This is a genomic window from Mesorhizobium sp. M7A.F.Ca.US.006.01.1.1, assembly GCF_003997935.1.
Taxonomy (GTDB): Bacteria; Pseudomonadota; Alphaproteobacteria; order Rhizobiales; family Rhizobiaceae; genus Mesorhizobium.
Genome location: NZ_RZQL01000211.1, coordinates 1 through 12,319 on the forward strand (window position 1 = coordinate 1; position 12,319 = coordinate 12,319).

Annotated in this window: 8 protein-coding genes and 2 pseudogenes; 5 read left to right on the forward strand and 5 right to left on the reverse strand. The window is 63.6% G+C overall.

Translation table 11 applies throughout. From position 1 onward, the window contains the following. The first annotated feature begins 24 nt into the window (after positions 1 to 24). Together EN943_RS28215 and EN943_RS28220 are read left to right on the forward strand one after the other, a co-directional pair. Positions 25 to 1,311: an FAD-binding oxidoreductase gene (locus EN943_RS28215; protein WP_127415502.1), complete on the forward strand. Its 1,287-nt coding sequence runs from the start codon at positions 25 to 27 to the stop codon at positions 1,309 to 1,311. A gap of 262 nt (positions 1,312 to 1,573) precedes the next feature. Then, positions 1,574 to 2,425: an SH3 domain-containing protein gene (locus EN943_RS28220; protein ID WP_164778417.1), complete on the forward strand. Its 852-nt coding sequence runs from the start codon at positions 1,574 to 1,576 to the stop codon at positions 2,423 to 2,425. A gap of 48 nt (positions 2,426 to 2,473) precedes the next feature. Here EN943_RS28220 and EN943_RS28225 read toward each other — a convergent pair whose 3' ends face one another. Together EN943_RS28225 and EN943_RS28230 are read right to left on the reverse strand one after the other, a co-directional pair. Then, positions 2,474 to 3,754, reverse strand: coding sequence for a Mur ligase family protein (locus tag EN943_RS28225; RefSeq protein WP_127415504.1), 1,281 nt, complete (start codon positions 3,752 to 3,754; stop codon positions 2,474 to 2,476). 174 nt (positions 3,755 to 3,928) lie between these two features. After that, a pseudogene (locus tag EN943_RS28230) lies at positions 3,929 to 4,675 on the reverse strand (SDR family oxidoreductase). Between the two features lie 315 nt (positions 4,676 to 4,990). Between EN943_RS28230 and zwf the strand changes: the two are divergent. The 3 genes from zwf (at position 4,991) to edd (ending at position 9,055) form a co-directional block, all read left to right on the forward strand. After that, positions 4,991 to 6,460 (forward strand): glucose-6-phosphate dehydrogenase, encoded by a 1,470-nt coding sequence (gene zwf, locus EN943_RS28235; RefSeq protein ID WP_127415505.1) that lies wholly within the window; start codon positions 4,991 to 4,993, stop codon positions 6,458 to 6,460. After that, a complete protein-coding gene (pgl, locus tag EN943_RS28240; protein ID WP_127415506.1) occupies positions 6,442 to 7,158 on the forward strand; it encodes a 6-phosphogluconolactonase in 717 nt (238 codons plus the stop codon). Before zwf ends, pgl begins: the two co-directional genes overlap by 19 nt. A gap of 73 nt (positions 7,159 to 7,231) precedes the next feature. Then, a complete protein-coding gene (gene edd, locus EN943_RS28245) occupies positions 7,232 to 9,055 on the forward strand; it encodes a phosphogluconate dehydratase (protein ID WP_127415507.1) in 1,824 nt (607 codons plus the stop codon). A 71-nt stretch (positions 9,056 to 9,126) separates the two neighbouring features. Here edd and EN943_RS28250 read toward each other — a convergent pair whose 3' ends face one another. The 3 genes and pseudogenes from EN943_RS28250 to EN943_RS28260 all read right to left on the reverse strand — a co-directional run. Then, positions 9,127 to 10,791 carry a VWA domain-containing protein gene (locus tag EN943_RS28250; protein ID WP_127415508.1) on the reverse strand — a complete coding sequence of 555 codons (1,665 nt, stop codon included), beginning with the start codon at positions 10,789 to 10,791 and terminating at the stop codon, positions 9,127 to 9,129. Positions 10,792 to 11,171: 380 nt separating this feature from the next. After that, positions 11,172 to 12,134 carry a GlxA family transcriptional regulator gene (locus tag EN943_RS28255; RefSeq protein WP_013530232.1) on the reverse strand — a complete coding sequence of 321 codons (963 nt, stop codon included), beginning with the start codon at positions 12,132 to 12,134 and terminating at the stop codon, positions 11,172 to 11,174. 56 nt (positions 12,135 to 12,190) lie between these two features. Further along, positions 12,191 to 12,319, reverse strand: a pseudogene (locus EN943_RS28260) (bifunctional methylenetetrahydrofolate dehydrogenase/methenyltetrahydrofolate cyclohydrolase); the annotation flags it as partial.

Consider the following 12,319-nt stretch of genomic DNA (forward strand, 5'->3'; position numbering starts at 1 on the left):
CTCCCCTACTCCCCTGCGAGCATCATGCCTTACCAATCCCCGATCTCCCCCGGCCGTTCCTGGTACGAGGACACAGCCGGTCCGAGACCTGAATACCCGGCGCTGGATGGCGACCGGACATGCGATGTCGTCATCATCGGCGGCGGCTTTACCGGGCTGTCGGCGGCGGCGCATCTGGCCAAGGCGGGCACCAATGTCGTGCTGATCGACGCGTACCGCTTCGGCGATGGCGCGTCCGGGCGCAATGGCGGGCAGCTTGGCACCGGCCAGCGTGCCTGGGCCGAGGACCTGGAAGCCGAGTATGGCTTGGCCCGCGCCAAGGCGCTGTTTGAACTTGCCGAAGAGGCCAAGGCGCATCTCCTCGAATTCACTGCCGCCAACAAGATCGATATCGACTATATGCCGGGCCAGCTCTCGGTGGCGCACAAGCCGCGCTATGTCGACGACTACAAGGCGCATGCCGAGATCATGGCGAGCCGTTTTTCCTACCCGCAGATCTCGTTCATGGATGCCAGGGAGACGGCGGAGCGGTTGGGCTCGACCGCCTATTTCGGCGGCACGCGCGACACCGGCACCGGCCACATCCATCCGATGAAGCTGGTGATCGGCACGGCGCGGGTGGCAGCGCTTGCAGGCGCGCAGCTGTTCGAGGGGACGCCGTCGACCGGCATCATTTCCAGTGGCGGCAAGGTCAAGGTTTCGACACCGAGAGGGACGGTGACGGCCCAGAAATGCCTGATAGCGGTCAACGCCTATGGCGGCACGCTCGAGCCGGCGAGTGCCGCGCACATCATGCCCATCGGTTCCTTCATCGGCGCGACGGTGCCTCTGGGGGCAGAGTCAGATGTGCTGCCGGGCGGCGAGGCGGTCGACGATTCGCGCTTCGTCGTGCGCTATTTCCGCAAATCGAAGGACGGGCGGCTGCTGTTTGGCGGACGCGAGGTTTATGGCGTCAACGACCCGAAGGACATCCACATCCACATCCGCCGCCAGATCGCGGAACTCTACCCCGCACTCAGGGATGTCGAGATCACGCATGGCTGGGGCGGCTATGTCGGCATCACCGTGCCGAGAAAACCGTTCGTGCGCGAAGTGATGCCCAATGTGATCTCGGTCGGCGGCTATTCCGGCCACGGCGTGATGCTGTCCAACTTCTTCGGCAAGCTCTATGCCGAAATGGTTGCCGGCAACCGCGACCGGCTGAAGTTGATCGAGGATCTGAAAATCCCGCCTTTCCCTGGCGGCCGGCGTTTCCGCACGCCGCTGCTGTTCCTGGCGCTCAACTGGTTTGCGCTGCGGGACAGGATCTAGCCGACCGTCCTGATGTAATATTGTAATATTTATTGTAACATTTGTTGCCCGTGCGACGCATTGCGCAATTTCCCGCAAAGGCGCAGAATCCCGTATAATGGCGTACTGATGCCACAATCGCAGGCGAAAGCTGCCGGTTCTGGGCGATTGTTCGGGGATTGTTGCGGGCCTGCCCGTGTTGTTTTTGGGACCGATGCGGATCAGACGCCGGACTTCCGGCACCGATCGAAAGAACGTCGGCCCGCTTATGGAGGTGGCAAGAGTGAGAGAGCCCTTCAGTTTCGGTACGCCGGAACGTCGGCGCTTTGCCATGCAGTTCGGATACGACATGCGGCCGTCCTTCTGGCAGGAAGTCCGTTCGAACTCGCATCTGGTGATCGCCGCGATCGGCACTGCCGCGCTGCTTGGCGTCGCCGCCGTGGCGCTGTGGCTGGCATTGCCGGCCAGCGACAGGCAAGCGGCAGCAAGCCCCGAACAGACCATTCCAACGGTTCCGGTGAAGACGACAAAAATAACCCCGGTTGGGGCCGCGGTCGCCGCGACGACCGTGCCGCAGGCGCGCAAGTCCGACGCAATTCCAACAGCTGTGGCGGCCGCGCAAGCCGACATCCCCGCACTCGCCGCCAACGATCCGCGCTGGACCGGTTCCCAGCCGAAGGCCGCATCCGCGTCCGATTCGACTGCTCCCAGCCAACAGGCGGACAAGGCACCCGACAAGCAGGCGGCGGCATTCGCGCAGCCGGCAGCCGATACCGATGCCGCCACCGAACTTGCCAAGGTAGCCGCGCCCAGCGCAGCCGCGGGCAACCATCCCGACGGCGCACAAACCGCCGCCATTCCCGAGGTGCAACCGCGAGTGCCGGCTCAAGAGCCAGCGGCAGAGGGCGATGACAGCCAGGCCAAGGCGAAGCCAAGGAAAGCCGCAGCCGCTGGCACAGGACGCATCCTGAGAGCCGTGACCATGCGAAGCGGCCCGAAGAAAAATGCCGCCGCCATCGGTACCGTGCCAGCCAAAACCTCGGTGCAGGTGATGAGCTGCAAGCAATGGTGCCAGATCACCTACAACGGCAAGACCGGCTGGATCTACAAGAGTTACATCAAGACCGGCGCGTGAGACAACGACAGCTGTCTGCGCTGACCGAGACGAAGCCGCCAAGCCTGGTCACCGGCCGAGCAACCACCCGAAACGATGTCTTCTGCGGGCAAGTTTGCGCTTCGCGAGAAAATCCCGGTGTTCCTCGAAGGGCACTCCATAGAGGCCGCAAGCCAGGCAGTCGTCCCGCTTGCCGCAGTCCGCGATCCAGCATTTGATGTCATGCGTCCATGAGAGTGCGACACGTTCCAGATGAAGATTGGAAGAGCTCTTCACCAGGATCAATTCGCCAGGCACCGCTGTCCGCCTGATGTAATCCGAGACCTCTTTCGGTGTGCGCAGTTCGACGAATCGGCCAGTGTCGCGGTCGGTCTGGCTGGCCTTCGAGCGATGCGCATGCTCGCCGACATAGATCACCCGGTTCGCGATCTCGCGCGCGCTTTTGTAGGCGCGGGCATACTTTGCGGTCGAATCGGTAAAGTCCGACAACTGGCCAAGAACGATCCGCTTTTCGCCAACGGTTGATTTTGCAATCATGTCCAAGGCAAGTGGCAGCGAATGCCACGGCGCCTTGACGGAGTCTAAAATGAAGTGCGGGCCGCCCTCGGGGCTGATCACCTGGCATCGGTTCACGAGGGGCTGAAATGTCTCGATCCTGTCCTTGACGGTCTGCGCAGGAACTCCAAGTTCGAGAGCCGCTGCCGCTGCCGCGACCACAGGCAGCGAGAAATGCTCCCCTGGAAATGCCGTCTGGAGGTCCAGCACACCGCCGCGCCAATGCAACTTCAAGCCAAGCGTGCGCGGATATGCTGCACTGATGTCGGTGATACGGTAATCGGCCGCGTCCGACTCGCCAAATGTGACGAAGCGTTGCGCGGATGCCATGGCGAGCACATGGGGATCATCGGCGTTGAGCACGGCCAGGCCGCCCGGTTCCAACGCCTCGACCAGTGCGCGCTTTTCACGAGCGACATTCTCCAAGGTTTTGAAGCTGGAGACGTGCTCGAGCCGGACCATTGTGACGACAGCGACGTGCGGCCGCAGCAACTCGGCCATCGGCCTGATTGAATTGATCGCCGACGCCGACACCTCAACGACGGCATAGTCCACGCCACTGATGCGACGCGAAAGCATCCTCGACAGCATCTGCAGCGAATGGAAAAGGAGCTGGACATGGACGGAGCCGTGGCCGGCCAATATATGCCCAAGCAGCGCCGTGGTGGTCGACTTGCCGGAGCTGCCGGTTACGCCGATGAAGATCGACTTGCTTTTGGAGCGGGCATATCTTGCCTTGTAGATCCTGACCCGCTGCCACAGGTTCTCGCGAATTTTCCGTAGTCTGGCATTCATCGCATAGCTGGTCCCAAGCCCTGATGACTTTGGGGAAGCCGGATGGTCAAGTCAACCGGACCAAGCATGAACAGCTATCTAAGCGCGTCACGCTTGACGGATTCAGGCGATGTGCTTCAGGCCCTGTTTGTTCATATCGTTCCCAAAACCACGGCCATCTCTTGGCGATAAACGTTAGATGCAGCGGCCGCCGTCGACCTCCAGCGCCACGCCGGTGATGAAGGCGGCTTCGTCCGAGGCCAGCCAGAGTGCGGCGTTGGCGATGTCGAGCGGCGTCGAAAGCCGGCCGAGCGGGATCGATGCGCGGAACTTCTCGCGGATCTCGGGCGTGTCGGCGCCCATGAATTTCTCCAGCATGCCGGTCTCGCCGGCAACCGGGCAGAGGCAGTTGACGCGGATGTTCTTCGGCGCCAGTTCCACCGCCATCGACTTTGTGGCGGTGATCGCCCAGCCTTTCGACGCATTCTACCAGGTGAGGCCGGGGCGCGGCCGCAGACCCGCGGTGGAGGCCGTGGTCAGGATGACGCCGCCGCCCTGCCGGTCCATGATCGGCACCACGGCCAGTGCCGCGTGATAGATCGCCTTCATGTTGACGGCGGTGATCAGGTCGAAGGTTTCCTCGTCGACATTGAGCATGTCGCCGTTGCGATGGGTGTAACCGGCATTGTTGACCATGATGTCGATGCGGCCGAAGGCGCTTTTGGCGGCATAGATCATCTCGTCGAATTCGGAGCGCAGCGAGACATCGGTCTGGGTCCAGATCGCCGCTTCGCCGATCTCGCCGGCGACGCGCTCCGCACCCCTGGCGTTGAGATCGGCGACAACGACCCTGGCACCCTCCTGCGCAAAGCGCTTGGCAATGCCCTCGCCAAAACCCGACGCAGCACCGGTGATGACGGCAACCTTGTTTTCCAGACGCATGCTTTTCCCGCTCATGATTGGCGCCTATCGACCGGTATGCCAACGGCGCACATCCGCGCGAGGCCACTGCTTCTGACCGAATTGGTCGAAAGATGTGCGGCCATCGCCGATTTCTCCTTTGGCTTTCGCGTCGATCCCGCTCTATGCTGCAACTGCGAAGGCTTCCGGAGCCGCGCCTGTCGACAAGCCTCCGGGTCATCGGACTGTCAAGGGGCAGGCGCATACACCCAGATGTGACACCATGGCACTGGAAAATTTAAATCGATTAGATTATATCAGCCGCGTCACAGCGACCGGCGTCAAAGCGGACAGACCATGACCAGCCAGATCATCCCCGTCGAGCCTTTCGACTTCATCATTTTCGGCGGCACCGGCGATCTGTCGGAGCGCAAGCTTCTGCCGTCGCTCTATTATCGCCAGCGTGACCATCAGTTTTCGGAGCCGACACGCATCATCGGCACCTCACGCTCAAAAATGAGCGACGAAGAATTCCAGGCCTTCGCCAAACAGGCGATCTCCGAGCACGTCAAAGCGGCCGACATCGACGCCAAGGAACTGAAGACTTTCCTGGCGCGGCTGTCCTACGTCTCCGCCGATGCGACGAGCGGCGCCGGCTTCGACAAGCTCAAGAAGGCGATCGGCGACAGCGACCGCATCCGCGCCTTCTACCTGGCGGTGGCGCCGGCGCTGTTCGGCGACATCTCGCACAAGCTGAAAGAGCACAATCTGATCACGCCGAACTCGCGCATCGTGCTGGAAAAGCCGATCGGCCGCGATCTCGATTCGGCACGCAAGCTCAACGACCTAGTCGGCGACGACTTCCACGAAAGCCAGATCTTCCGCATCGACCATTATCTCGGCAAGGAGACGGTGCAGAACCTGATGGCGCTGCGCTTTGCCAACGCGCTCTACGAGCCGTTGTGGAATTCAGCCCATATCGACCATGTGCAGATCACCGTGGCCGAGACCGTCGGCCTGGAGGACCGCGTCACCTATTACGACAAGGCCGGCGCGCTGCGCGACATGGTGCAGAACCATATGCTGCAGCTGTTGTGTCTCGTCGCCATGGAAGCGCCATCGTCGATGGATGCCGACGCCGTGCGCGACGAAAAGCTGAAGGTGCTGCGGGCACTGAAGCGCGTCAACGGCAACGAGGCGCCGAAGCACACCGTGCGCGGGCAGTATCGCGCCGGTGCTTCGGCCGGCGGAGCGGTGAAAGGCTATGTCGAGGAACTCGGCAAGGACAGCAACACCGAAACCTTCGTCGCCATCAAGGCCGAGATCGGCAATTGGCGCTGGGCGGGCGTTCCGTTCTATCTCCGCACCGGCAAGCGGCTGGCGACGCGGGTTTCGGAAATCGTCATCGAATTCAAGCCGATCCCGCATTCGATCTTCGGCGACAGCGCCGGACCGATCTTCGCCAACCAGCTTGTCATCCGGCTGCAGCCCGACGAAGGCGTCAAGCAGTTCATCATGATCAAGGATCCGGGCCCGGGCGGCATGCGGCTGCGCCAGATCTCGCTCGACATGAGTTTCGCGCAGTCCTTCGACGGCCGCGCCCCGGATGCCTACGAACGGCTGATCATGGACGTCATCCGTGGCAACCAGACCCTGTTCATGCGCCGTGACGAAGTCGAGGCGGCGTGGAAATGGATCGACCCGATCCAGAATGCCTGGGAAAGTGCCAGGCAGGAGGCGCAGGGCTACACGGCGGGCACCTGGGGCCCATCGGCTTCGATAGCGCTGATCGAACGTGACGGGCGGACATGGCACGAGAGCAATTGAACAGCGCCGCCTATAGCTGGAACGGCTTCACCGAGCGCCAGGAACTGGCGGCAGCCCTTGCCGGCCATGTTGCCGGTCGCCTGACCAAGGCGATCGCCGAGCGCGGCACGGGCTTGCTCGCCGTCTCCGGCGGCACCACGCCGGCAAAATTCTTCGCCGCCCTTTCAGCGATACCCATCGCCTGGGACAAGGTGATCGTGACGCTGGTCGACGAGCGTTTCGTGCCGGCCTCCTCGCCACGCTCCAATGCCGGGCTGGTGGCCGCCAATCTGTTGCAGAACGCGGCCAAGGCGGCTCGTTTCGTGCCGCTCTATCACGAAGCCACCAGCATCGAGGATGCGGCCTCGTCCGATGATGCAGCGCTCCGGTCCTTGCCATGGCCGCTCGATGTCGTCGTGCTCGGCATGGGGCCGGACGGCCACACCGCCTCGTTCTTTCCCGATGCCGACGACCTGGCAACGCTGCTCGACCCGTCTTCCGACAGGATCGTGCTGCCCGTTCACGCGGCAAGTGCGGGCGAGCCGCGGCTGACCCTGTCGCTGGCGCGCATCGTCGAAGCCGGCTTCATCGCGCTACACATAGAGGGTGAGGACAAGCGCATCGCCTTCGACGGCGCGGTGGCGCCCGGGCCGCGAAAGCCAATCCGTGCCGTGCTCGACGCAGCACATAAGCCCTTAGAGGTTTTCTGGGCCCCCTGATTCTCGATCTACACTGGTCCCGGCAAACGGCGGGAGGATGTTTCCGGGACCTCGCCTGAAAGGACCGACCGCCATGACTGCCAGACGCGACATCGAAGCCATCACCGAACGCATCCGCCAGCGCTCAAAGCCAGGCCGCGAGCGCTATCTCGGCCGCATCGCCGAGGCGTCGAACCGCACCGCCAACCGGGCCGTGCTGTCGTGCGGCAATCTCGCCCACGGCTTTGCGGTGTGCAGCCCCTCGGAGAAGCTGGCGCTTGGCGCCGACAAGGTGCCGAACCTCGGCATCATCACCTCCTACAACGACATGCTGTCGGCGCATCAGCCGTTCGAGACCTTCCCCGCGCTGATCAAGGATGCAGCCCGCGAAGCCGGCGGCATTGCCCAGGTGGCCGGCGGCGTGCCGGCGATGTGCGACGGCGTCACCCAGGGCCAGCCCGGCATGGAGCTGTCGCTGTTTTCGCGCGATGTCATCGCCATGGCCGCCGCGATCGGCCTGTCGCACAACATGTTCGACGCCGCCGTCTATCTCGGCGTCTGCGACAAGATCGTACCGGGGCTGGTCATCGCCGCACTCACCTTCGGCCATCTGCCGGCGGTGTTCATTCCGGCCGGACCGATGACATCAGGCCTGCCCAATGACGAAAAGGCCAAGATCCGCCAGCTCTACGCCGAGGGCAAGGCAGGACGTGCCGAACTGCTGGAGGCCGAGTCCAAATCCTATCATGGGCCGGGCACCTGCACCTTCTACGGCACGGCGAATTCCAACCAGATGCTGATGGAGATCATGGGCCTGCACACGCCGGGCGCTTCCTTCGTCAACCCCGGCACGCCGCTGCGCGAGGCGTTGACCCGCGAGGCGACGAAGCGGGCGCTGGCGATCACCGCGCTCGGCAACGCCTATACGCCCGTCGGCCGGATGATCGACGAGCGCTCGATCGTCAACGGCGTCGTCGGCCTGCACGCCACCGGCGGCTCGACCAATCACACCATCCACCTGATCGCCATGGCGGCGGCGGCCGGCATCGCCATCACCTGGCAGGATATTTCCGACCTGTCGGAAGCGGTGCCGCTGCTGGCGCGGGTCTATCCGAACGGCCTCGCCGACGTGAACCATTTCCACGCCGCCGGCGGGCTCGGCTTCCTGATCCGCGAGCTGCTCGACGAAGGCATCCTGCATGAGGATGTGCAGACGGTGTGGGGCGAAGGCCTGCGGCCTTATGCGGTCGAGGCAAAGCTCGGCGCCGACGGAGGCGTGGTGCGCGAGGCTTCGCCGAAGGCAAGCGGCGACGAAAAGGTGCTGGCGCCGTTCAACAAGGCATTCCAGGCGACCGGCGGCCTGAAGGTGCTGTCAGGCAATCTCGGCCACGCCGTCATCAAGACTTCCGCGGTGAAGCCGGAGCGGCGTATCATCGAGGCGCCGGCCAGGGTCTTCGACAGCCAGCAAGGGCTGAACGATGCGTTCAAGGCCGGCACGCTGACCGGCGATTTCATCGCCGTCATCCGCTTCCAGGGGCCGAAGGCCAACGGCATGCCGGAACTGCACAAGCTGACCACCGTGCTCGGCATCCTGCAGGATCGCGGCCAGCGCGTGGCGCTTGTCACCGACGGGCGCATGTCGGGCGCCTCCGGCAAGGTGCCGGCGGCGATCCATGTCACACCGGAAGCGGTCGAGGAGGGCCCGATCGCCAGGATCCACGAAGGCGACATCATCCGGCTCGACGCCGACGCCGGCACACTCGAAGTGCTGGTGCCGGCCGGCGACTTCGCGCTACGCCGGACGGCGGATGCCGATCTCATCGGCAACGAGTTCGGTTTCGGCCGCGAGCTGTTTGCCGGCTTTCGGCAACTGGTCGGCCGCGCCGATCATGGCGCCAGCGCCTTCGGCACGGCTTGACGCGATCACCATCCTGTCCATGAAAAAGGGCGGCTCGTGGCCGCCCCTTTCTGCTGTCGGTCACAAGGCAGTCACGGCGTGACGGTGATCTCACTGCGTTCGCCAGCCTTGACCGTCACCGGCATTTCCTTCTCCTGGCCCGCATCGGACATGTGGCGGACGATCACATAGTCGCCGGCCGGAACGGTCTGCTGCCAGGTGTCGCCATAGTTCAGGCCAAGCGCCTTGCGCTTGCCCTCTATGTCCTTTTTCGCCGACAGGATCTCGATCGAATAGGCACCGGGGGCCGACATGGCCAGCACCCCGGCATCGAGGGGCACCTTGATATCCATGGCATCACCGACCTTGACGCTGAACGGATGCTCGACGACCGCAAGGTCGAGCGTGGTCAGCGCCACATAGTCATCCGGTGGCAGCCAGAACTTGCTGTCCGGTCCATAGGAATGCTCGACACTGTCACGCGTGCCGTCGATCTTCTTCTTCGCCTTGACGATCTCGAAACCGAGGCCGGAACTGTCGGCCTTGTCGCCGCCGGCGATGTAGAAGGCGTTGAGCACGACATGACCTACGCCGACAATGACGTCCTTCTCGACCGTCTGCCCGGCGGCCAGTTGCATGGTTTCGGTGACGGTGCCGGCGCCGATCTGAACCGTGATCTTCTGTTCGCCCGCCGGCACGATGATCTTGGTGTCGCCATAGTGGGTGGTGCTGCCGCCCGGATAGACGAAATTGAGGCTGGCCGCGTCGCTGATGTCGGCGCCTTGGCTTGGCCGCGGATGAATGAGAATGGTGCCTGCGTTCAAGGTGAAGAGCGGCTTGTAGACCTGGCCGGCCTCGATCTTGAATTTCTGCTCCACCCTGGCCTCGTCGTCGCGTGCTACGACGATATAGTCGCCCGGCTCGAGATTGCCGTTGTAGGCGCCATATTCGGTGGTGACCGCCGCGCCGCGCGAGCCGTCGGCATCCGCTTTGTAGATCTCCCAGGCGTTGCCGTCGGTGATCGGCTCACCACCTTCGGCCATCACCACTGTCGGCTGGAAATTGAAGTCCGGTTTGGCCGGCTCGGGCGCGGGTGTCGGGGCTGGCGCGGGAACCGGTTCAGGAGCCGGCACCGGCGCCGCCACGGTCTCGGCAAGCGCCTCCTGCAGTGCCTTCTCGTCGGAGGCCTGGATGTATTTGCCGCCGGTGTTGTCGGCGAGGCAGGCGATCTGCTTGCCCTCGTCGGCGGTGAGGCCGAAGCCGACGACATCGGCGGTGAAGTCGACGCCGGATGCCTCGAGCTCCTTGCCAAGCGCGCAGGGGTCGCCGCCGCATGTTTCGAGCCCGTCGGTGATGAGCACGACGGTCGCCTTGTCCTCGGTGTATTTCAGCGCCTCGGCCGCCTGTTTGACCGCCGCCGTCAGCGGCGTCTTGCCGAGGAATTTCAGGCTGTCGGCGGCGGCCGAAATGACGCTGCCCGAACCTGCCTGCGGCGGCACGATCAACTGGATGTCGTCGCAGCTGCCCTTTTCACGATGGCCATAGGCCATGAAGCCGATCTCGTCGTCGGTGGGAACCGATTGAAGCACGGTTCGAAGCGACTCGCGGGCGATTTCGAGCTTGGGCTTGCCGTCGATCTGCGCCCACATCGAGCCGGACGCATCGAGAATGATGATGACCTTGTTTGCGGCGAAGCCGAACGTTGTCATCGACAAAAGGAGGATCGCCGCAGCGATGCCCCGTGCAAGTCCCGCCATCGAAATCTCCTAAATCCGCCCCTGATCCGGGCGGCAAGCTATTTGACGTGGCGCCGGGACACAAGTCCGGGCGCCCGGTGCGCAGGGCTCCGAACTCAGCTTAACAAAGACCCGACGACAGCCAGTTCGGCGGTGTCGGCCGTGCCGGCAGTTTCCAAGATAGGAATTTTTTCTTGACTCGATGCACTCAGCTATGGTACATTTTTGCCCATGGTGCTGATTTGCGCCGGTGACCCGCCGCTCTGGCGGGTTTTTCGTTTGTTGCACCCGTCAGCCTGCGCGCGGCGAAGGCTCCGAAGGAAACCGTTAATTCGAATTCGTAGCCCTGGCCCGATGCGCCGGGGCCGAATGCCGAACTTTTCAACGAAAACGAAACCCGCTCAGTAGGTCGTGCGGCGCTCTTCCGAGGGCGGCCTGCCGAATTGCAGCCGGTAGCTCTGGGCGAAGTAGGAATGCGAGGTGAAGCCGGTCGCGATCGCCACGTCGAGGATCGGCATGTTGGTCTGGCGCAGCAGTTCGCGCGCCCGTTCCAGCCGCAGCCGCATGTAATAACGGCCTGGCGTGACGCTGAGATGGCGCAGGAACAGGCGTTCGACCTGGCGCACCGACAGGCCGGCGGATTTTGCCAGTTGCACGGCCGACAGCGGCTCGTCGAGGTGGTCGGCCATCAGTTCGACGATGCGCCTGAGCTTCTCCGACTTGCCGGTCAGGTCGCGTTCGGGTCCGACGCGCTGACGGTCACCGGCCGAGCGGATGCGTTCGTGCTGGAACTGGTTGGCGACGCCATTGGCGAGGTTCGAGCCGAAATCGCCGCGCACGATCTCCAGCATCAGGTCGATCGAAGTGGTGCCGCCGGCACAGGTGTAGCGCTTGCGATCGATCTCGAAGACGTTGCCGGTGCAGTTGATGTCGGGGAAGCGCTCGACGAAGCCGGCACGGTTTTCCCAATGGATGGTGCAGCGATAGCCTTCGAGCTGGCCCGCCTCGGCCAGCAGGTAGGAGCCGACCGACAGGGCACCCAGCGCATTACCGCGGCGGCCCCAGCTTCGCAAAGCCGCCAGCACCTTGCTCTTGCCGGGGAATTCCGTCGTCAGCCCAACCGAAACGAAAAGGATATCGACCGGCGGCAGGTCGGCCACGGCATAGTCGATCTTGAGCGGCAGGCCATTGGAGGCCATCACCGGATCGCCATCGGCCGACACCGTCGTCCAACCGTAGAAGTCGCGGCCAAGCAGCCGGTTCGCCGACCGGAACGTATCGATCGCGGCAGCCAGCGAGAACATGGAGAACTTGTCGACCAGCAGGAAAGCGAACTGCCGGCCGCCTTGAACGGGATCGGTCATCGCCGGCCGTTCCAAGGGAATAGTGGGGTTCGGCAAAGCTGCGGCTTTCTGGCGGGTCAGAAGGACGGCCGTTTCAATCCGGCCGCAAGGTAGGCGGAGGCTAACGTATTGGCCATCAGCATGGCAATGGTCATCGGGCCGACGCCGCCGGGCACCGGGGTGATGGCGCCGGCAGCCTCGGCCGC